Raw genomic sequence first — 22,696 nt, forward strand, 5'->3', positions numbered from 1 at the left:
TGTTAAATAGTGGAGAAGGCTTTAAGAGCAACAGCCACTCAACGGATTTTGAGTGTAAATGCGTATTTAAAAGTCAATCGACGTGTTGGGACTTGCTTCGGCAAGTCCTTTTGCCCTATGGGTACAACGGAATGACGCGTTAGACAAATGCCGCTGAAGGAGGCACAAATGAATAAAAAAATGTCAGTAGTAATCGCCCTTGTAGTGTTGGCGGCAGTGGGCTTGTCGCTGTATCAGGGCGTCAATCGACACGGCGCAGATGCGGCGTACAACCAAGTACAACTTTTACTCAACTTCGACAATCTCGAAAAGTTGGCTTTGACGACAAACCGCTCTTTAGAAGTTGTTGCAAAAGACTTTAAAGAAGCGGGGGCGACGGGCGTTCTCGTAAAAGAACGCTCGATTAAGCCTGCCTTTGCAGGGGCCAACAACTCCTTAATAGAAGGCAATGATGCCGTGGTGTACAAGGGGATTGACCTCGTCAACCAATTTTCACGTGAAGAAGACACTTCGAACATCCGTCTGGACAATCAGTACCTCTTGGTTTTAGACGATGGACTTAGAGCGCAGGTACAGGCGCATCTGCTTTCAAAAGCAGGTTATTGCGAGCGCGTGACATTGGGGGGGACGGCGTATCTCGATATCGGCGTGGAGAGCAAATACGTTTCGGAAATCGGCGTCGGTTACCCGATGGCCGCCCTTGAAACCCTTGCTGCAGAAGGCCTTACCGTCTCGCCTCAAGTGAAGGATTGGGTGCCGCTGGATCCGGCGTCAGTGGACTTTGTCATCGACGACTTGCGCAGCATCCCTCATCTCAACGGCATCTATTTTAACGACAGCGCAGTGCCCGCTTACGACGACCCGCGCATGCAGGCGTTTGTAAAAGAAGAAATGGGCGGCTTTGTGGAGTTTTTCTCTAAAAAGCAAAAGGGCATTGAGACCCTCTTGAGAGCTACAGAAGACGACGGCGTGATGCACATGTTGAGGCTTCATAGCATTAATGAAGCGCAGATGGATCGACTCTCTGAAAAACAAAGTCTCGACCAAATAGAACTGGCGGTCAACGAGCGCAATCTCAGAGCGGTGCTCATCGGCATGCCGACGCTTGGCGTACCCGAAGAAGACTATGCCTTTGCACTCGATTTTATTCAGAAGACAAAAGCCATGCTAGAAGACGATGGGTTTGTCATCACAGGAGAGATGCAGACCTTCGGCGTCAAGGCACTGCCGAACTGGGCGGCCTGGCTCATTGGCCTAGCGGCCATTCTCGTCCTGTGGTTTATTGGCGAACGCCTTGACCAAAGGCGACTGACAATTGCGGTTATGGCCATTGGCATCGTGGGCTACACGGGGCTTCTGTTCCTAAAACCGCACATAGCGCGACAACTGATGGGGATTTACGCGTCTATCGTCTACCCGACGCTGGCGATGTTTATCGTCGTCAAAGAGACGCGCCAGAGCGTAAAAAAAGCTGTAGGCGATTATTTTGTATTAGCGGGCATTACGCTGCTGGGGGCTTTAAGTGTGGTCGGTTTAATGACGTCGACAACGTATACAATGGGCATCGATCAGTTTAGAGGGGTTAAGCTTGTAGCGACGATTCCGCTGGTACTGATTATCGCCTTGTTGAGTCTGAAGTTTGACAAGTTGACACTTCAAGACATCAAAACGTTTTTACTGAAACCTGTGAATTACTTGATTATGGGAATCGCAGGGACAATGGCCATTGCGTTGCTCTTTTACGTGAAGCGCACGGGGAACGGCGGCAGTATTTCCAGTTTGGAATTGATGTTTAGACAGCTGCTCAGCGATGTCCTCGTCGTGAGACCGCGTACAAAAGAGTTTATGATCGGTCACCCGGTAACGCTGTTGTTGTTAATATGGGGCTTTAAAAAGCGCTATATTCCGCTGGTGATTATCGCCATGATTGGTCAGGCGAGTATGGTCAACACTTTTGCACATCTTCACACACCAATTTTTGCGTCGATTATCAGAACCGTACACGGGCTGTGGTTAGGTCTTGTTATCGGTTTAATCGGCTACTTCGTCTTAGAGCAAATACGTAAATTCTTAGTCAGAAGGGAGCTCTTATAATGCCGAAAATCGTCTTATCAGGCTATTATGGATTTGACAACGCCGGCGATGAAGCCGTCTTGTTGTCTATTATTCAGGCACTTAAAGCGGTCTATAACGATGACGTGTCCTTTGTGGTCTTGTCAGGTGACCCGGAGGCGACAGCACGTGCGTACGGTGTAGAAGCCGTAGACCGATGGAAGCTCAGCGCTGTCTATCGCGCTATTAAAAGTGCCGATTTGTTGGTTTCTGGTGGGGGGAGTTTGTTTCAAGATGCGACAAGCAATCGGACGGTGTTTTATTACGCTGCCATTGTGAGCATGGCAAAATGGCTGAAAAAAGAAATTGTCTTTTACGCACAGGGCGTCGGCCCGTTAAAATCGGACCGCAGCAGGCGCATCGTTCAACGTGCAGCGGACAAAGCGACGCACATCTTTGTAAGGGACGCCGCCTCCAAAGCGCTCCTCGAAGAAATCGGTGTCACCAAGGCGCCTATTGACGTCGTAATGGATCCGGTGGTTGCGATGGCCCTGTCGGATGAAGCGTGGTTACATGGCGTGGAACTGCTCGCCGAAGAAGTCGGTACCGTTGAAAAACCTTGTGTCGGTTTCTATTTGAGAGAGTGGTCTGTGGAAGGCGACTTTAACGAACGGTTTGCAAAAATCGTCGAAGGGGCTATTGCGTTGGGGGTTCATCCCGTGTTCGTACCGATGCATTTTCCCGGTGATGTCACTGCAGCGCTAGGTGTTGCAGAACATTTGACCAAGGGGACATACACGGTGATTAATAACCACTATACGCCGACGGAAATTCTCGCCATAACGAAGGCGCTGGATTACGTGGTCGCCATGCGTCTTCACGGTCTTATTATGGCGGCAAATGCCGGAACGCCTTTTACGGGGATTTCTTATGATCCCAAAATTGAAGCTTTTGGGAAGGCGCTTGGATACGGTGAGGTTTTTTCGGTTAATCCACTTGACGAGTGCGCTGTGAGGGCACACCTTGAAAAGCAGCTGAAAACCCTTGAAGCGGAACGGGTAGCGCTTGAATTACAGCGCCCTCAGTTCTATGAAAAAGCTATTGAACCCGCTAAGCGAATCCGCGAAATTTTATCTTAATGAAAAGCCGTCTCCCGTTTTGGGGGCGGCTTTTTTAAGCCTAGCGTCCTCAACGAGACAGCACACCAGTGGTCGACGCCTTTTGAAGTGTCGACCACTCTTTTGCTCTCTATAGATTAGTGAGGTGTTAAGTGGGTATACTTTATGCGAACATGAGTAAATCTACGAAGGAGGACGTTATGGACCATTTAAAGCTTACACCACAGCAACTGAGCAACGCATGTGACTTGTCATTACTCAATTTTACCACCACTGAAGAATTGGTGCCGATACGGGGCATAATCGGGCAGGATCGGGCAAAAGAAGCCTTGAGATTTGGCCTCAATGTTACACAAAAAGGCTACAATATTTACGTTTCCGGACAATGGGGAACCGGCCGCAACCGATTTGTCAACATGTTGACAGAAGAACAAGCGATTAAAGGGACGCCGCCGTGTGATTGGCTCTATGTCAACAACTTTAAAGATCCTTATCACCCTCTGGCCATTCAAGTGGAAAACGGTAAAGGCAAAAACTTTATTAAGCTTATTGAGCGGGCCATCCGGTTTATTCGACGCGGTATTATTGAGATATTTTCAAGCAGAGAGTACGAAAATGCACGTCACAAGTATATGGACGACTACAATCAGCGCGCCAATGCCATTGTGGAAGAACTCAACGCCATCGGCAAAAAATACAACTTTATGTTTACATTGACCGAGAAGGGCATTGCCAGTATTCCGCTGAAGGACGGTCAACCGATGAGCGAAGAGGCTTACAATGCCATTAGCCAAAAAGAATACGACCGATTGGTTGAAAACTCTCAAAAACTCAATCTAGAGACTATTGATTATTTCAACCGTCTGCGCGTTGAAGAAGAAAATTTAAGGGTTAAACTCAAAAGTTTAGACGAGCAGATGGTGCGCCATCACGTGAAGTTTCACTTAGACGACATCAAGGAAAAGCATAAAAACAACGAAGACATTAAGCGGTTTATCACGATGCTCGAAGACGACATCGTCGAAAATCTCGACCACTTTAAGGCAGAGGAAAACGAAAAGGAAAACAACAACCCCTTTGCGATGTTTGCCGCTTCCAGGGAAAATAAAGAAGCGTTCTTCGAACGTTACCGAATCAACCTTTTCATCGACAACAGCGATGTACAGACGGCGCCAATTGTCTTTGAATCGAACCCAAGTTATCAAAACCTCATCGGGAGCATCGAGTACGTTAACGAAATGGGTGTGATGAAAACTGATTTTTCCATGATTAAGCCTGGAGCGCTACATAAGGCGAACGGGGGATATCTGATTTTGTTGGCAAAAGATATTCTCAGCCACCCGTTTGCGTGGAAGAGCCTCAAACGCAGCTTGCTAGATGAGGCGGTGGACATTGAATCGCGGAGTACTTACAACAGCGCGTATGTGGCGCAGACCATCAAGCCACAACCGATCTCTATAAATGTAAAAGTCATTATTATCGGCGATTACTACACGTATTCGCTGTTAAATGCCTACGACGAGGAGTTTCAAAAGCTGTTTAAGATTATGGCGGATTTCGATGTGGACATGGCGCGCAACAGCGCCACCATCGATCAGTTTGCACGGTTTGTGGCGACCAAGTGCAAGACCGAAGATTTAAGGCATTTTACGAAACGCGCAGTGGCATTGCTCGTGGAACATGCCACGCGGCTTTCAGACGATCAAGAAAAGTTGACAGCACATTTAAAAACCCTCGGTGACGTCATTATTGAATCCGATGCTTGGGCCCAATATTACAACGCCGATGTCGTCGACGAGACGCATGTTAAAAAAGCACTTACAGAGCGTATTGTCCGGGCAAACAAGTATGAAGAACAGACGCTTAAACTCTATGAAAACGGCACTTATCTGCTGGATGTCGATGGTTATAAAGTCGGCGAAATCAACGGTCTTGCAGTGGTCGGTATCGGGTTGTACAGCTTTGGTAAACCCTCGAAGATAACGGTTTCGACATATCAAGGGCGTCAGGGCATTATCAATATCGAGCGCGAAGCGCGCACCAGTGGTAGCCTGCACGACAAAGGGATTATGATTCTCACCGGTTTCCTCGGCAGGATGTTTGCACAAGACAAGCCATTGGCACTCACGGCGAGCATCGTCTTTGAACAACTGTATTCCGGTGTAGATGGCGATAGTGCGTCGAGCACAGAACTCTACGCACTGATTTCGGATTTGTCCGGTGTGCCGATTAATCAAGCCATTGCGGTAACGGGTTCTGTGAATCAGCGCGGTTACATTCAGCCTATTGGCGGGGTCAACGAAAAGATTGAAGGTTTTTTCAAAGTCTGCAAACGCAAAGGGTTGACCGGAGAACAGGGCGTAGTCATCCCCGTGCAGAATGTGAAAAATCTCATGCTGTGTGATGAAGTTGTAGAAGCGGTTAAAGCCGGTAAATTTACTATTTGGGCAGTGTCTCACGTCGACGAAGGCATTGAGTTGCTCACCGGTAGAAAGTCCGGCAAACGAACAAAAAATGGTCACTTTGAAAAAGGCACTATTTACGATTTGGTGGATACGCGGTTGAGACATCTCGCCGATGAAGCACAGGAAAACGGCAAATCGTAGCAGACGGTAATTAAGAGTCCAATAAAAAAAACGCACCGCCATGTATTAAAGGCGGTGCGTTTTTTATTAGAGAACAGATGTTGAGCCGAAAAAATGCCCTCGCCAGCGACAGTTCTGAGACCGGTGAGCGCTTTAAAACTTGGTAACACCCTCTTCGGTAACCACCAGATGCAGGGGTTGATCATAGGCTTCAACGACGAGTCGATCGGTGAGTTGGACGTTAAAGGCGAGGCCGATGCGCATGGCGTCGACGCCTTCCGTTGAAAAGAGTTTGTCGTAATAACCGCCGCCATAGCCTAGACGATAACCGCTTTGGTCAAAGGCGAGACCGGGAGAGAAGATGACGTCAAACTGCTCGGGAGATGCCACAGGATGCCGTGTTTCATCCGGCTCGTAAATGCCGTAAGGCCCTTTTACAAGTGTGTTGAGATCGTCGACCCAGTAGAAAACCATTAGGTGTTTGTCCAGAAAGACTTTTGGCAGTGCCAGCTTTTTGCCGCTTTTGAGAAGCCATTGGTGCAGGGCTTCAGTGGCGATTTCACTTCTAAATGAGACAAAGGACGCCACGGACTTTGCCGTTTGAACTTCCGGCAACCCTTGTACATTTGTCAACAGCTTTGCACCGGCTTCTAAACGTTGGGGTGCCGTCAGCGACTGGCGTCGATTTTCGTATTCTCGCCTCAGTGTTTTCTTATCCATATCCAGCCTCCTGTAATACATTCTTAATGTTATTATACTATTAAATATCCAAAGAAATAAAGTATAATAAAAAGAGTGGTGTAAATTCATATGTTAATCGGTTTACTGAAACCGGCGAATTGTTTATAATAGGTAGGTGAAGACGCGGAGATCAACCGCAAAGTAGTCTTTGTTAGGAGAAGGTGCATGATAGAATTTAACAGCGTATCTAAGAAATACGACAACGGTGTAATGGCGCTGAACAACGTCAGCGTTCAGATTGAAAAAGGAGAATTTGTGTTCTTAGTCGGCCCCAGTGGCGCAGGTAAGTCCACTTTTATAAAATCCATTTTAAAAGAAGTCGATGTCAGCGGGGGTTCCGTTGTGGTCGACGATTTGACGGTGAACAAGCTCCATCGGCGAAAAGTGCCGATGCTACGGCGTAAAGTCGGGGTGGTTTTTCAGGACTTCCGCCTGTTGCCCAATAAAACGGTCTATGAAAACATAGCGTTTGCCATGGAGATTACAGGGACTTCGCAGCGCATGATTAAGAAGCAAGTGCCGATGATTTTGGCTTTGGTCGGCTTGAACGGCAAGGGGACTTTTTATCCGAATCAGCTTTCCGGGGGAGAGCAACAACGCGTATCTATTGCGCGATCGATTATTAACAACCCACCGATTCTCATTGCAGATGAACCGACGGGGAATCTTGACCCGGATACTTCATGGGAAATTATGAAAGTGCTCAGAACCATTAACCGAAGGGGAACCACCATCCTTATGGCCACACACGACAGAGAAGTGGTAGACATTATGAAAAAACGCGTAATCGCACTTGAAAACGGCAAAATAGCAAGGGACGAAAAAGTAGGAGTGTACGGCTATGACGATTAAACCCATATTTACATTTAAAGAAGCGCTTAAAGGGTTGTGGCGTAACCGGCTGATGAGCATCGCTTCGGTGACATCAGTGGCGGCCACCTTAATTATATTAGGTATTATTTTTGCGATGGTTATCAATATCGCGGCGATATCGGAGTCAGCTAAAGATCAGTTCGATTCCATAAAGGCCTATTTGTTAGACGATGTAACACAAGAAGAAGTGGCTGTTTTGGTAGAAAAAATTGAAGCTGTCGAAGGGGTCGATAGGGCGCTTTACGAAAGCAAGGCACAGGCACTTGAGAATTTAAAGAGCTCATGGAAGGAAAACGCCTATCTGTTGGAAGGTTTGGAAGAGAACCCACTACCGAGTTCGATTATCGTTTACTTGAAAGATATTTACTATGCGGAAGAGGTGCTTAAGGCTCTTGAGACATTAGAGGGCATCGAAGAAGTTAAATCGTATCAAGATGTCGTGGAAAGGCTTTTAAGTGTGACGGAGCTCATACGACGATCGGGAATGATTGTCATCTTTGTCCTCATCGCCATCTCGACATTTATTATACACAACACCATTAAGCTTACAGTTAACTCCAGACAGCGCGAAATCACCATTATGAAATACGTCGGCGCCACCAACTGGTTTATCCGTTGGCCATTTCTCGTAGAAGGCATGCTTCTCGGGCTCGTAGGGGCACTGGTGTCGGTAGGTGTTATCAAGTTCGGATACGAATACGTTTACAAAATGTTGAAGACGGATTTCTACGCCTTTATCACAGGCTACTTGATACAGCCAAAAATTTTAGTAGGCGACGTCATCTTCCTGTTCTTGATTATCGGCGTCGGCATCGGTGCACTGGGTAGTATCTGGTCGATGCGCAAGTACTTAAAGGTTTAGGAGGCCATCATGGGAAAACGCTTATTGACGGCAATTTTAGCGCTTGTCCTCGTTGTGAGCTTGTCGGCGGCTTACGCCAACGACGAGCTTAAACGACGCGAACGCGAGTTGGAAGAACTCAAACAACAAATGAACAACCTCGATGCCTCTATTGACGCCAACAAGGCGCTTCAATCGGAGACCAATCAGAAAATAAGCAATGTCAACCACAACATACGAACACTTGAGAGCGAAATGAACGCTTTAAACGGTCAAATCGACGTGACAGAGAACGCCATTGTCGAAAAGGAAGCGGCACTTAAAGCTTCGGAAATCGCTATTGTGGATAAAAACGATTTGTTGGAAGACCGCCTAAGGGTCATGTACAAAACCGGTAGCATCGGCTATCTCGAAGTGCTGTTCGGCTCTGAAGATTTTAACGACTTGCTCTCCCGTGTGGATATGATTCAAAAAGTGCTTATTCACGACCAAAACCTTTTGGTTGAACTGAAGGAGGCGCGCGACGATATTGCGACGAGAAAAAAGGAGCTCGAGGCGACGAAGGACAACTTGCTCGTGCTTTTTAAGGAAAAAGTTAGCAAACAAAAACAGCTCAACAGCTCTTTACAGACACTGGTCGCTTACAAAGAGGATCTTAAAGAGGACGAGGCCGCATTGGCGGAATTTGAATCTCAGCTTTTAAAAGAAGCGGACCAGTTGACTGCGATTATTAAGAATTTAGAGCTTTCAGAAACGTATATCGGCGGTGAGATGATGTGGCCGGTACCGGGGCATTACAATATTTCGTCGCCATTTGGCGAGCGGATTCACCCGATTACAAAAGTCTACAGCAAGCACACCGGTATCGACATACCGGCAAGTAAGGGCACCCCTGTTGTCGCCGCACAGACGGGCACCGTGGTGTTTGCCGATTGGTTTGGGACTTATGGTAAGGCAATTATCATCGATCACGGCGGCGGTTACACGACGTTGTACGGTCACAACAGTGCCATTTATGTAAAAGTCGGTCAAGCGGTGCGAAAAGGCGATACCATTGCAGGCATCGGCAGTACAGGCGGTTCCACGGGGAATCACTGTCACTTCGAAGTTCGAGAAAATGGTAACTACGTCAACCCGCTCAATTTTGTCAAGAAAAAATAGGGTGATCTATTGAAAAAGCAAGTCAAATGGATGGTAGGTGCCGTTGTTGCACTGGCAATTGTCAGCACCGTTTTAAACGTGATGGTGGTCTTTCAAATTCAAGCAGGCGACCGCGTTGTCGTCAAAAAGTCTGAACTCGACCAGTACAGGACGCTAATCGATCGCTATAGTGAAGTTGAATCGCTGAGCGCGTTTGTCGAGAAAAATTACTATTTGGAAGTCGATGAATCGACGCTTACCGAAGGGATGATGAAAGGGTTGTTTGAGGCCTTGGATGACCCTTATTCGGTGTTTATGGACGCCTCTGAGTTCGAGCAGCACTCGGCGGCACTCAGCGGCGAGTTTCCGGGAATCGGCATCTATTACCAGCCCAACGAGAAAGGGCAGGTAGAAATCGTATCGCCTATAGAGGGCACGCCGGCTGACCGCGCCGGCCTTCAGCCGAAAGACGTTATCTTAAGTGTAGATGGAACCGCTTATACCAGTGAAACCATCGACGACATGGTAGACGCTATTAAAGGAGAGGTCGGCACCACCGTGGAACTCAAGATTTTCAGACCGAAGAGCAAAGAGGAAATCGATATGACAGTGGAGCGCGCGTGGATCAGCACCGAAGTGGCGTATTCAAAAGTGTTGGAGGATTCTATTGGCTACGTGCGGTTGACCCTGTTTGACGAAGACTCGGCAAGTGCCTTGAAGAAGCATTTGGATGCGTTTGAAAAACAGGGACTGAAAAAGGTCGTTTTTGACTTGAGACAGAATCACGGCGGTTATTTAGACGAAGCGCTAAAGATTGCCGATATGTTTTTAGATGAAGCCGTTATTGTTTCCACCAAAGGGCGCAACGGGGAAGACGAAGTACACAAGGCCAAAAATGGCAAATACGACTTTGAACTCGTGGTTCTTATAGACGAGGGATCGGCAAGTGCCTCTGAAATCGTCACTGGTGCGCTAAAGGATAACGATGCGGCGACTATCGTCGGCGACACCAGTTTCGGCAAGGGACTCGTTCAGACAATTTACACGTACAACGGCGGCAGAGGGTATAAGTTGACGACTTCTCAGTACTTTACACCTGACGGCAGCTACATTCACAAGAAGGGCATCGACCCCGATGTGCCCGTCACTTTAGACGAAGACCCTGAAACCGACGAACAACTCGACAAGGCTGTTGAACTTTTAACTCGTCCTTAAAAAGGAGGCGTCATGGGCATCGATGTAAACAAGTACAAAGAGAAGGCAGAGGCAATAAGCTCGGATTTAGAGCGCCTAATTGTAGAACAGTCGGCGACTGAGATGCCGGCGGATATGAAGCCGCTCGTCATTGCAGTGGCAACCGGAGCGGTAATTGTCGTCACTTTAATTGTTTTGGTCTCCATCTGGGGGGTAAAATAACAACAGAGATTTTTTTAGAGAGTTAGCGAATTTTCGCTAGCTTTCTTTCGTTAAGCGGGGCGTAGACCGATGTCATAGAATGTTTTATAATTTTCATGTGCTGAAGGCAGCAGGAGGGGGAACAATGGTGTATCCATCAAAAAGTTGACGCTCACGGCGAAATAGTTTACAATAAAAACCGAACGAATGTTTGGAGGTGACGATGAATCGATTTAAAGTGGTATCGGATTTTAAGCCGACCGGCGATCAGCCGGAAGCAATAGATGAAATTGTAAAAGACTTAAATGCAGATAGGAAACACAACATATTGCTCGGTGTAACGGGGTCGGGCAAGACCTTTACAGTGGCCAACATCATTGAGCGCGTTCAACGCCCGACGTTGGTTATTGCGCACAATAAAATTTTGGCGGCGCAGCTGGCTTCAGAGTTCAAGGCTTTCTTTCCCGATAATGCCGTCGAGTTCTTTGTCAGCTACTACGATTACTACCAACCGGAAGCCTATGTGGCGCGGTCTGACACGTATATAGAAAAAGACGCGTCGATTAACGATGAAATCGATAAACTGAGGCACAGTGCCACATCGTCGCTCTTTGAGAGGCGCGATGTCATCATCGTCGCTTCAGTGTCCTGCATCTATGGCCTCGGTGACCCGATTGACTATTCCAGTATGACGTTGACAGTGCGTCCCGGTATGGAAAAGACGCGAGAAGAAATTATTCGCAGGCTGGTGGATATTCAGTACAACCGAAACGACATCGACTTTACGCGGAATACGTTTCGCGTGAGGGGCGACGTCATTGAAATTATGCCGGCTTACGAATTTGAGAAAGCCTATCGGATTGAGTTGTTTGGCGACGAAATAGACAGAATCGGAGAAATCAACGCTTTGACAGGCGAAGTGCTGGGGTACCGCAACCACCTTACCATCTATCCGGCTTCTCACTACGTGACGCCGCCGGATAAACTGGACGCCGCCATTGACGAAATTGAGCGTGAGCTGAAGGAACAGGTTCAGTACTTTAAGGATCACGATAAGCTAATCGAGGCGCAACGCATTGAGCAACGGACGAAATACGATATAGAAATGCTGCGGGAAATGGGCTTTTGTCAGGGCATTGAGAACTACTCCCGCGTCCTTTCTGGCAGACCGCCGGGGAGTCGCCCATTTACGCTGCTCGACTATTTCCCAGACGACTTTATGATCGTGATCGACGAATCCCATGTGAGCATACCGCAGATTCGTGCCATGTACGGTGGCGACCGCACCAGAAAACAGTCTCTAGTGGACTACGGTTTCAGGTTGCCGTCGGCAATGGATAACCGACCGCTCAACTTTGAGGAGTTTGAGTCGATTGCCGGTCAGTTGCTCTATGTCAGTGCCACGCCGGGGCCTTATGAAATGGACCACTCGGACAAGGTCGTCGAGCAGATTATCAGGCCGACGGGCTTACTCGACCCCAAAATCGACGTTCGGCCGATTAAGGGACAGATTGATAATCTCTACGCTGAAATCATCAAGTGTATTGACAAAAATGAACGCGTTCTCGTCACGACGCTGACGAAAAAAATGTCTGAGGATTTAACCGATTACTTTAAGAAATTGGACTTAAAGGTGCGCTACATGCACTCGGAAATCAAGACCATTGAGCGTATGGAAATTATCAGGGACTTTAGAAAAGGCGTTTTCGATGTACTCATCGGCATCAACCTTCTGAGAGAGGGGCTCGACCTTCCGGAAGTGTCGCTGGTCGCCATTTTGGACGCGGACAAAGAGGGCTTCCTGCGTTCTGAGACTGCGATGATTCAAACGGTTGGCCGGGCGGCGCGGAATGTCGAAGGCCGCGTCATTATGTACGCCGACAAAATAACGCCTTCCATGAAGCGCGCCATTGACGAGACGGAGCGTCGCCGAGCGCTTCAGGAAGCGTACAATCAGGCGCATGGCATTACGCCGAAGGGCATTGTGAAGGCTATCCACGAAGTGATTGAAGCCACCGTTGCGGCAGAAGAAGAGACGCCGTATGAAGCGAAGAAAATCAAACAGATGACGCGCCCTGAACTGGATGTCTACATTGAGGGACTCGAGGCAGAGATGTTTGAAGCCTCTAGAGAGCTCAAGTTCGAACGCGCGGCACAGCTGCGAGACATGATTGTCGAGCTGAAATCCATGAAAGTGAAAAAATGAGGTCTGTATGAGTAAAAATGTGATACATGTAAAAGGTGCCAAAGAGCACAATTTGAAAAATATAGATGTGACCATACCGAGAGATCAGTTTGTGGTGGTCACGGGGCTCAGCGGCTCGGGCAAGTCGTCGCTGGCTTTTGATACCATCTACGCAGAGGGACAGCGCCGATACGTAGAGAGTCTGTCGTCTTACGCACGTCAGTTTCTCGGTCAGATGGAAAAGCCAGAAGTCGAGTACATTGAAGGGCTTTCGCCTGCGATTTCCATCGATCAAAAGACGACGAGCCGAAACCCGCGATCTACGGTGGGGACGGTAACGGAAATTTACGACTACCTGCGCTTGCTCTACGCGAGAACGGGAACGCCACATTGTCCCGTATGCGATGTGGTTATAGAACCCCAAACGGTAGACCAAGTGGTCGATCAGATTATGAAGCTCGACGAAGGAACGAAGATTCAGGTACTGGCGCCGATGGTCACCGGGAAAAAGGGCCAACATACCAATCTGCTCAACCGCTTGAAAAAAGAAGGGTATATTCGCGCCCGTATCAACGGCGAAACTTTAGACGTTACAGAAGAAATTAAACTGGAGAAAAACAAGAAGCACACCATTGAAGTGGTGGTGGACCGATTGGTTATCAAAGCGTCAATTCAACAGCGGCTAACGGATTCGATTGAATCGGTGCTGGCTCTGTCAGATGGGCTTATCGTCATCCAAGTGGTGGATGGTGAAGACCTCGTGTTCAACACGAAGTTTTCGTGTGCAGAACACGGCCAAGGCATTTCCGAAATGGAGCCGCGAATGTTTTCATTTAATGCCCCCTACGGGGCTTGTCCCGACTGTAACGGTTTGGGCTACACCAAGAAAGTCGATCCAGAGCGCCTCGTTCCCGACGGCAACTTGTCTATTGCAGAGGGCGCGTTGTTGCCGATTGCCGGCAGTGCCGAAGGAACGTTTTACGTCAATATGATCAATGCGCTTGTGGAAGAGGCCGGTGCATCGACTGAGGTGCCGTTTAACACGTTGCCTGAAAGTTTGAAACGGGAAATCTTTTACGGTACCGGCGATCGAAAAGTGACGTTTAATTACGACAGCAAATACGTGGGGTACGCGGAGTTCAACCGACCGTTTGAAGGCCTTGTCCCCAATTATGAAAGGCGATATGCGTCTACGAACTCCGACTACATTCGCTCAAAAATAGATGAGTTTATGAGCATGATTGAGTGTAGTACCTGTAAGGGACGCCGTTTGAGAGACGAAGTGCTCGCGGTCAAAGTCGGCGGCAAGAGCATCTGGGAGATAACGACGATGTCGGTTAAAGAGGCCTTGGGGTTCTTTGAGGCTTTGGAGCTCAAACAGGCGAAGGCGCACATTGCGGCGCAAATTGTCAAGGAAATTGTCGCGCGCCTCTCGTTCTTAAAGAACGTCGGTCTCGACTACTTGTCCTTGTCCCGCGCGGCATCGACACTTTCAGGTGGGGAGTCCCAGCGGATTCGATTGGCGACGCAAATCGGTTCCGGACTCGTAGGCGTCTTGTACATTTTAGACGAGCCGAGTATCGGCCTCCATCAGAAAGACAATCAGAAACTGTTGAAGACCCTACGTAACTTAACGGATATGGGAAATACCCTGCTCGTCGTCGAGCACGACGAGGAGACCATAGAAGAAGCGGATTATATATTGGACCTCGGTCCCGGAGCGGGAGAACATGGGGGCTATATAATCGCCGAAGGCGATGTGGAGGCGATAAAGGCTTCTGAAGCCTCTATTACCGGCCAGTACCTCTCAGGTAGAAAGAAAATCGAAGTGCCTGAGCAGAGACGTGGAGGCAACGGCGAAACCGTTCGCATTTTAGGTGCTGAGGAGAACAACCTCAAGAAAATAGACGTGGGCTTTCCACTTGGCGTTCTCTGTTCGGTTACCGGTGTGTCGGGGTCGGGCAAGAGCACGTTAATCAACGAAATTCTCTACAAATCCTGTGCGAAAAAGCTCAATAAGAGCCGTGTTAAGGCCGGCAAGCACAAGGATATTGAAGGCCTTGAACACGTGGACAAAGTCATTGAAATCGACCAGTCGCCAATCGGCCGGACGCCGCGTTCCAATCCGGCGACGTACACCGGCGTGTTCGATCATATAAGAGACCTCTTTGCGCAAGTACCCGAGGCGAAGATGCGCGGGTACAAGAAAGGGCGTTTCAGCTTCAACGTGAACGGGGGCCGCTGTGAAAACTGTAAAGGCGACGGCATCATTAAAATCGAAATGCACTTTTTGCCGGATGTGTACGTTCAGTGCGACGTCTGTAAAGGCAAGCGCTACAACAGGGAAACCCTCGAAGTGAAATACAAGGGCAAAAGCATTTCAGAAGTGCTTGCGATGACCGTAGAAGAGGCACTGACGTTTTTCGAGAACATTCCTAAGATACACCGAAAACTGAAGACGCTTCACGATGTGGGTCTCGATTACATCCGGTTGGGTCAGCCGTCGACGCAACTGTCCGGTGGTGAGGCACAGCGTATTAAACTGGCCAGTGAGCTCAGTAAGGTAAGTACCGGCAAGACACTCTATATTCTGGACGAACCGACTACCGGTCTTCACACCGCCGATGTACACAACTTGATTCAGGTGTTGCAACGGTTGGTAGACGCGGGCAATACGGTGGTTGTCATCGAACACAACCTCGATGTTATCAAGTCTTCGGACTACATCGTCGACCTCGGTCCCGACGGCGGCGATAGAGGGGGTACAGTTGTCGCTACGGGAACACCGGAAAAAGTGGCAAAAGTCAAAGGGTCGTACACCGGCACTTTCCTCGCCAAAATACTCGAGCGCTAAATACAAACGACAGAACACAAGACGGCGCACAACTCTGCGCCGTTTAGTGCGCGAAGGTGTCAGCGCAATGTGCTTGTTGTTGGTGACGATTTTAACAATGGCATAGGTGCCGATTGTGTAGCCATAGAAAAGAGGTTGATGTGAGCGGCAAAAAGTTTGTTGCTTCAGAGCATATAAAAGAACAACTTAAGACCGTGCCCCAGGAACCCGGCGTCTATTTAATGCGGGATGCCGACGGTGAAATCATCTATGTGGGCAAGTCTAAAAAACTCAAGAACCGACTCAGCTCTTATTTTAGAGGGTTTGATTCGCACTTGCCCAAAGTGCAAACCATGGTGGTAAACATTCAGTCTTTTGAATACATTTTGACCGATTCTGAAATGGAAGCGCTGATTCTCGAAGCCAATTTGATTAAGAAATATTTGCCGCGTTTCAACATCCTGTTAAAAGACGATAAGAGTTACCCGTATATAGCGCTGACGCTGTCGGAAAACTTTCCTAGATTGTTGATGACGCGCTCCACAGAGAATAAGGCCTACAAGTATTTCGGCCCGTATACGAGCAGTGAGCACGTTAGAACGGCAATTGAAGTGATGCAGACGGTCTTTCCCATACGCGAATGTAGCAAAAAGATTACCGATAAGGTCGAACGGCCGTGTCTGAACTACCATATCGGCAGGTGTGCAGGTGTCTGCAATCACAAGATTACCCAAGAAGCGTACCAAGTGTACATCGACGAGATCATCGCCTTTTTAAACGGCAATAAAAAGGGCCTGACCGACCGCCTAGCAGAAAAAATGATGGTCTGTGCCGAGAAAATGGATTTCGAACAGGCGGCAGTCTACAGAGATCAAATCGAGGCGCTAAAGGCTTTGAACGAAAAGCAAAAGGCGCTGAAAGTGGACGGCAAAAATCAGGATTACATCGCCTACTACCAATATGAAGCGCGTACTTGCGTCATGGTTTTTCAAGTGAGGAGTGGGAAAATAGTGGGCCGCGACTCCTACGAAGTCTCCAACGCCGACTACCAGTCGCCTTCTGATATCATCTCGTCGTTTCTCGTCCAGTACTATTCCGGCATCGGCGAAATCCCGAAGGAAATCTACTTGTCCTTTGAAATCGAGACCATGGCACTGTACGCCGATTGGCTGAGCAAGCTCGCAGGGTACAAAGTGCATCTCAACGTGCCTCAACGCGGTGAAAAACACAAGACCATTTTGTTGGTGGAAAAAAACGCCAAAGAGTACATCATGAAGTTTAAAGAGCGTCTAGACAAAGAAGAGGCGCTGAGAACCAATGCGGAAAAAGAGCTCCGCCAGTTGCTCAGCTTTCCCGAGAACTTGCCGCTCAACCGCATCGAAGCTTACGACATCTCCAATACATCGGGGGTCTACTCAGTGGGCAGCATGGTGGTGTACCAGAACGGCAAGAAAAAGCGCAGCGACTACCGGCGCTACCGCGTTAAGACCATCGAGGGCCCTAACGACTACGGCTCGATGCAGGAAGTGCTCTACAGACGTTTTAGACGCGGACTTGACGAACTGAAAATTGCCGAGGAGACAGGGGTGGTGAAAAAGGGGTTTTCAGCATTTCCCGATTTGATTCTCATCGACGGTGGGAAGGGACATGTTAACGCGGTGCTACAAGTACTCAACGCCATGAAACTTTACATTCCCGTGGCTGGCATGGTCAAAGACGACTTTCACAACACCGATGACCTGATTTATGAAAATGAAAAATTGGGGCTCAAAAACTGCACCAGTGCATTTCGACTCGTCAACGATATTCAAGAAGAAGTCCACCGATTTGCTATTGAATACCACAAGAGCTTGCGCTCAAAAGAAATGATTCATTCGGAATTGGAAGAAATTGAGGGTATTGGTGATAAAAAACGTATTGCGTTATTGAAACATTTTAAGTCGATAGAAGCGATAAAAGCAGCGGACTATAACGCTTATTTGGAAGTAAAAGGCATCAGTAAGAAAAATGCTGAAGCCATAGCTTTATACTATGGTAAAAAAACGAAAAATACTGAATAGTCTAAAAACGAGAGCCTTGCAAATGCAGGGTTTTTGTTTTTTTAGCCCACGAGTTAAATGTTACAAAAAATTAGCTAAATTAAAAAAATACTTAAGTGTATACATAACAATCGAACTGTGTTATAATCTATTTCGAAATGAGTTAATTTCTTAACAATCGCCCTATAACCTAGTTAAACACTAGGGATTGGATTGAAATAAGGGAGCTTATTCAATCGGATTTACGGAGTATAAGGAGGAACTATTAATGTCCAAAAATTATCTATCAGAAGAGAATTTTGCAAAGCTTGATCGCGTCATCGATGCGAACAAAGACAAGCAAGGTCCTTTGATGCCTGTATTGCATGAAGCCCAACATATCTTTGGTGCTATTCCTATTGAAGTTCAAAAGGTGATCTCTGAGAAGCTTAACGTGCCTATGGCGGAGATTTATGGCGTGGTAACCTTCTATTCACAATTCACACTGGAACCAAAAGGTCAGTACCTCATCGGCGTGTGCCTCGGAACGGCATGCTACGTGCGTGGCGCGCAGCAACTCGTCGACAAAATTTCTGAAATGACTGGCGTTGGGGTCGGCAAGACATCGGCAGATGGCAAGTTCTCGTTAGAGGCGACCAGATGTATCGGCGCTTGTGGTCTTGCACCGGTATTGACCGTTAACGAAGATGTTTACGGCAGATTAACACTGGATGATATTCCGGGTATCGTTAATAAATACAAAGAAGCCAACTAAGGAGGACGACGATGAAGTCTATTGAAGAATTAAAGAAATTGAGAGATGAAGCCATCAAAAAGGTAGATATCAGAGGTCAGAAAGACGGCGTAAGAATCGTCGTCGGTATGGGGACATGCGGCATCGCGGCGGGAGCGAGACCGATTATGTCTGCATTAATTGACGAAGTGCAAAAGCGCGGCTTAAAAGATGTCACCATTACGCAAACCGGTTGCATCGGCGTTTGTCGTTTCGAGCCCATCATCGAAATTTACAAAGAGGGCGAAGAAAAAGTGACATATGTTGAATTGACTGAAGAAAAAGCGAGACAAATTGTGGCGGAGCACGTCGTAAACGGCCACATCGTCGAAGCGTATACAATTGGCGCAAACGCATAGATAACACTCAATTTTAGGAGGTATTGTAATGGATTTTTATAGAGCGCATGTGCTTGTCTGTGGGGGTACAGGCTGTGTTTCTTCGGGCTCGTTAACACTTGAAGAAATGTTTAACAAAGCTTTAGCAGATAAGAATTTGGACAAAGAAGTTAAAGTGGTTAGAACGGGATGTTTCGGCCTTTGTGAAGCCGGCCCTATTTGTATCGTCTATCCGGAAGGGTCGTTCTATTCTCGCGTCGAGCAAAAAGACGTCGAGCGCATTGTGGAAGAGCATCTTTTAAAGGGTAGAATTGTTAAGGATTTATTATATGTAGACAAGGCGGCAGCGCCGACAACGGATATTCAAACGTCTATTAACAACGTGACGTTTTATAAGAAACAAAAGCGTGTGGCGCTTAAAAACTGCGGTTTAATCAACCCCGAAATCATCGATGAATACATTGCTTTTGACGGCTATCAAGCACTTGGAAAGGCACTTACTGAAATGTCGCCTGAAGACGTCATCGAAGAAATCAAGAAGTCTGGGCTTCGCGGCCGTGGCGGCGGCGGTTTCCCAACGGGCTTAAAGTGGGCGTTTACCAGAGCGTCAGAAGGCGACATCAAATACGTTGCCTGTAACGCCGACGAGGGCGACCCAGGGGCGTTTATGGACCGTTCAGTTCTCGAGGGCGACCCACATGCAATTATCGAAGCTATGGCGCTTGCCGCCTACGCTGTAGGCGCACAAAAAGGCTATGTGTACATCCGTGCGGAGTATCCGATTGCGGTTAAACGCCTTGGCATCGCCATCGACCAAGCTAAAGAAATGGGCCTTCTCGGAGAGAACATCTTCGGTACGGACTTCTGTTTTGATATGGAAATTAGACTGGGCGCAGGGGCCTTTGTCTGCGGCGAAGAGACGGCGCTAATCGCTTCTATTGAAGGCGAGCGCGGTATGCCGAGACCAAAGCCACCGTTCCCTGCACAAAAGGGTATTTTCGGCAAGCCGACAGTTATCAACAACGTTGAGACCTATGCGGTCGTGCCTCAAATTATATTGAACGGTGCCGACTGGTTCACGTCATTCGGTACTGAAAAGTCACCGGGAACGAAAGTTTTCGCTTTAGGCGGTAAGATCAACAACACAGGTCTTGTTGAAATTCCAATGGGTACGACACTCCGTGAAGTTATCTACGACATCGGCGGAGGCATCCCGAATGGTAGAAAGTTTAAAGCGGTTCAAACGGGCGGTCCGTCAGGCGGCTGTTTAACAGAAGAACACCTCGATACGCCAATTGACTTCGATACGCTGACAGCATTGGGCTCTATGATGGGTTCAGGCGGTATGATCGTCGTCGACGATACCAACTGTATGGTGGACTTCGCGCGTTTCTTCCTCGACTTCACCGTAGATGAATCTTGCGGTAAGTGCGTACCTTGTAGAGAAGGTACAAAGAGAATGCTCGAAATCTTAGAGCGCATTACAAGTGGTAACGGCACTATGGCCGATCTCGACAAACTCGAAGAGTTGGCATACGCCATTAAAGACTCGTCGCTTTGCGGTCTCGGACAAACGGCGCCAAACCCTGTTCTTTCGACATTGAAACACTTTAGAGAAGAGTACGAAGCGCATGTTGTGGACAAGAGATGTCCTGCGGGCATGTGTCAAGACCTCTTGTCGATTGTTATCACAGACGGTTGTATCGGCTGTACCGCATGTAAGCGCGTTTGTCCGGTTGATGCCATCAGTGGTGAAGTGAAGAAAGATCACGTTATCGACCAATCTAAATGTATTAAATGTGGCGCTTGTATTCCTAAGTGTCCTAAGAAAGTCATCGTAAAGCAATAGGCGGATGCTTAACTGATTAATGAGAAAGAGGTGTTCAAATCGTGAGTAATGTAAAATTGACGATAAATGGTGCTGAGTACGACGTACCGAGCAACTTAACCGTGTTGGAAGCGGCGAGATCTGTAGGCATTGATATTCCAACACTTTGCTTCCTTAAAGACATCAACGAAGTTGGGGCTTGCCGCGTCTGTGTGGTCGAAGTAGAAGGTGCGAGAGCGCTTCAGGCATCTTGCGTTCTCCCTGTTAGAGAAGGCATGGTAATCAACACCAACAACACGCGCGTTAGAAAAGCGAGAAAAAATACGGTAGAGCTTCTGCTCGCCAACCACAATAGAGAGTGTACCACTTGTGTGCGTAGCAAAAACTGTGAGCTTCAATCGGTTTCGGAAGAACTCGGTATCCGCGACATCGGATTTGAAGGCGTCAAGAGAGAAGGGCATTTTGACAACTTGTCCCCTTCAATCGTCAGAGATTCTTCTAAATGTATTCTCTGCGGCCGTTGTGTCAGCGCTTGTAAAAATGTTCAGGGCATCGGTATCCTGGACTTCACCAATAGAGGTTTTGAAACCAACGTAGGGCCTGCTTTTGAAATGAGCATGAACGAAACGCCTTGTATTTACTGCGGTCAGTGTATGGTCGTTTGTCCGGTAGGCGCTTTGACTGAAAAGTCGGCTATTGACAAAGTGTGGGACCTTATTGAAGACAAGTCTAAACACGTTATCGTTCAATCGGCTCCTGCTGTTAGAGCGGCACTTGGCGAAGAGTTCGGTTACCCAATCGGTACAAATGTCACAGGTAAGCTGGCGACATCGTTGAGACGTCTCGGCTTCGACAGAATTTTCGACACCAACTGGGGGGCGGATGTCACCATTATGGAAGAGGGCTACGAGTTGTTAGACCGCATCCAAAACGGCGGTGTGCTGCCGATGATTACATCGTGTTCACCGGGCTGGGTGCGTTACATCGAGTTCCAATACCCGGAATTGTTGCCGCATTTGTCGAGCTGTAAATCACCTCAAAATATGTTCGGTGCTTTGGCGAAGAGTTATTACGCTGAAAAGCACGGCATCGACCCTAAAGACATCGCCGTGGTATCGGTAATGCCTTGTACGTCTAAGAAATCAGAGATCGCACGTCCTGAGCTCGAAGTAGAGGGCTTGAGAGACGTAGATGTTTCTATCACAACGCGTGAACTTGCGCTGATGATTAAAGAAGCGCGTCTCGAATTCGATAAGTTGGAAGACGGTACTTTCGACGCTTTCATGGGCGATTACTCCGGCGCAGGTGTTATTTTCGGCGCAACAGGCGGTGTTATGGAAGCGGCTATCCGTACGGTAGCAGATGTTCTGACTGGTCAAGATGTGGAAGCGGTAGATTACACAGCCGTCCGCGGCCTCGACGGCATCAAAGAAGCCAGCATCAACGTCGCCGGTCAAGATATTAAAATCGCTGTGGCGCACAACACGACAAATGCGGGTATCCTCCTTGAGAAAATCAAGAAGGGCGAAGCTGATTACCACTTCATCGAAGTGATGGCGTGTCCAGGGGGCTGTGTCAACGGTGGCGGGCAGCCAATTCAGCCGGCCAATGTAAGAAATGTTATCGACATTCGCTCTGAGCGCGCGAAAGCCCTCTATTCAGAAGACGCGTCTAAGTCGATCAGAAAATCGCACAAGAACCCTGAAATTAAGAAACTCTACGATGAGTTCTTGGGCAAGCCGAACAGTCATAAAGCACATGAACTGCTTCACACGCACTATGTGAAGCGTGAAAAATACCCAATCGACAAATAAGTTTTAACCATAGTTAGAACTTATTGAGTCGTCCTTAAACCGCCCCCGACATCGAGGGCGGTTTTTTAAACAACAAGCGTTGCGCCGAAAGCCATCTCGCGAATGTTCAACGCGGGAAGGCATCAGCGCAACGCGTTTTGAT

Annotated in this window: 16 protein-coding genes; 15 read left to right on the top strand and 1 reads right to left on the bottom strand. The window is 48.0% G+C overall.

Annotation, left to right across the window (positions count from 1 at the left end):
* Window positions 1-168: 168 nt before the first annotated feature.
* The 3 genes from ACR6HW_RS15200 to ACR6HW_RS15210 all read left to right on the top strand — a co-directional run bounded on the left by ACR6HW_RS15200 (window position 169) and on the right by ACR6HW_RS15210 (window position 5,776).
* Window positions 169-2,094 (top strand): DUF5693 family protein, encoded by a 1,926-nt coding sequence (locus ACR6HW_RS15200; RefSeq protein ID WP_455728556.1) that lies wholly within the window; start codon window positions 169-171, stop codon window positions 2,092-2,094.
* The gene (gene csaB / locus ACR6HW_RS15205) at window positions 2,094-3,191 is read left to right on the top strand and encodes a polysaccharide pyruvyl transferase CsaB (RefSeq protein ID WP_455728557.1); all 1,098 of its coding nucleotides are present in this window, start codon (window positions 2,094-2,096) and stop codon (window positions 3,189-3,191) included. Before ACR6HW_RS15200 ends, csaB begins: the two co-directional genes overlap by 1 nt.
* A gap of 179 nt (window positions 3,192-3,370) precedes the next feature.
* Complete coding sequence (locus ACR6HW_RS15210; protein ID WP_455728558.1) at window positions 3,371-5,776, top strand: Lon protease family protein; 2,406 nt, start codon at window positions 3,371-3,373, stop codon at window positions 5,774-5,776.
* Window positions 5,777-5,908: 132 nt separating this feature from the next.
* Here ACR6HW_RS15210 and ACR6HW_RS15215 read toward each other — a convergent pair whose 3' ends face one another.
* Window positions 5,909-6,475 (bottom strand): 5-formyltetrahydrofolate cyclo-ligase, encoded by a 567-nt coding sequence (locus ACR6HW_RS15215; protein WP_455728559.1) that lies wholly within the window; start codon window positions 6,473-6,475, stop codon window positions 5,909-5,911.
* Between the two features lie 186 nt (window positions 6,476-6,661).
* Here ACR6HW_RS15215 and ftsE point away from each other — a divergent pair, with 186 nt between their 5' ends.
* From ftsE to ACR6HW_RS15275, 12 genes are all read left to right on the top strand, one after another.
* Window positions 6,662-7,348 (top strand): cell division ATP-binding protein FtsE, encoded by a 687-nt coding sequence (gene ftsE / locus ACR6HW_RS15220; protein ID WP_455728560.1) that lies wholly within the window; start codon window positions 6,662-6,664, stop codon window positions 7,346-7,348.
* Window positions 7,338-8,231 (top strand): permease-like cell division protein FtsX, encoded by an 894-nt coding sequence (ftsX, locus tag ACR6HW_RS15225; RefSeq protein WP_455728561.1) that lies wholly within the window; start codon window positions 7,338-7,340, stop codon window positions 8,229-8,231. Before ftsE ends, ftsX begins: the two co-directional genes overlap by 11 nt.
* 9 nt (window positions 8,232-8,240) lie before the next feature.
* Window positions 8,241-9,371 (top strand): murein hydrolase activator EnvC family protein, encoded by a 1,131-nt coding sequence (locus tag ACR6HW_RS15230; protein ID WP_455728562.1) that lies wholly within the window; start codon window positions 8,241-8,243, stop codon window positions 9,369-9,371.
* Between the two features lie 9 nt (window positions 9,372-9,380).
* On the top strand, window positions 9,381-10,565 hold the full coding sequence (locus ACR6HW_RS15235) for a S41 family peptidase (RefSeq protein ID WP_455728563.1): 1,185 nt from the start codon (window positions 9,381-9,383) through the stop codon (window positions 10,563-10,565).
* A gap of 12 nt (window positions 10,566-10,577) precedes the next feature.
* A complete protein-coding gene (locus ACR6HW_RS15240; RefSeq protein WP_455728564.1) occupies window positions 10,578-10,766 on the top strand; it encodes a hypothetical protein in 189 nt (62 codons plus the stop codon).
* A 202-nt stretch (window positions 10,767-10,968) separates the two neighbouring features.
* Window positions 10,969-12,951, top strand: coding sequence for an excinuclease ABC subunit UvrB (gene uvrB, locus ACR6HW_RS15245; RefSeq protein WP_455728565.1), 1,983 nt, complete (start codon window positions 10,969-10,971; stop codon window positions 12,949-12,951).
* A 7-nt stretch (window positions 12,952-12,958) separates the two neighbouring features.
* A complete protein-coding gene (gene uvrA / locus ACR6HW_RS15250; RefSeq protein WP_455728566.1) occupies window positions 12,959-15,784 on the top strand; it encodes an excinuclease ABC subunit UvrA in 2,826 nt (941 codons plus the stop codon).
* Window positions 15,785-15,924: 140 nt separating this feature from the next.
* Window positions 15,925-17,823, top strand: coding sequence for an excinuclease ABC subunit UvrC (uvrC, locus tag ACR6HW_RS15255; protein WP_455728567.1), 1,899 nt, complete (start codon window positions 15,925-15,927; stop codon window positions 17,821-17,823).
* 247 nt (window positions 17,824-18,070) lie between these two features.
* A complete protein-coding gene (locus ACR6HW_RS15260; RefSeq protein WP_455728568.1) occupies window positions 18,071-18,556 on the top strand; it encodes an NADH-quinone oxidoreductase subunit NuoE family protein in 486 nt (161 codons plus the stop codon).
* Between the two features lie 11 nt (window positions 18,557-18,567).
* Window positions 18,568-18,933: a (2Fe-2S) ferredoxin domain-containing protein gene (locus tag ACR6HW_RS15265; protein ID WP_455728569.1), complete on the top strand. Its 366-nt coding sequence runs from the start codon at window positions 18,568-18,570 to the stop codon at window positions 18,931-18,933.
* Window positions 18,934-18,961: 28 nt separating this feature from the next.
* Window positions 18,962-20,761, top strand: coding sequence for an NADH-quinone oxidoreductase subunit NuoF (gene nuoF / locus ACR6HW_RS15270; RefSeq protein WP_455728570.1), 1,800 nt, complete (start codon window positions 18,962-18,964; stop codon window positions 20,759-20,761).
* Window positions 20,762-20,802: 41 nt separating this feature from the next.
* Window positions 20,803-22,554 carry an NADH-dependent [FeFe] hydrogenase, group A6 gene (locus tag ACR6HW_RS15275; RefSeq protein WP_455728571.1) on the top strand — a complete coding sequence of 584 codons (1,752 nt, stop codon included), beginning with the start codon at window positions 20,803-20,805 and terminating at the stop codon, window positions 22,552-22,554.
* The last annotated feature ends 142 nt before the right edge of the window (window positions 22,555-22,696 follow it).

Source organism: Fusibacter sp. JL298sf-3 (assembly GCF_053842995.1).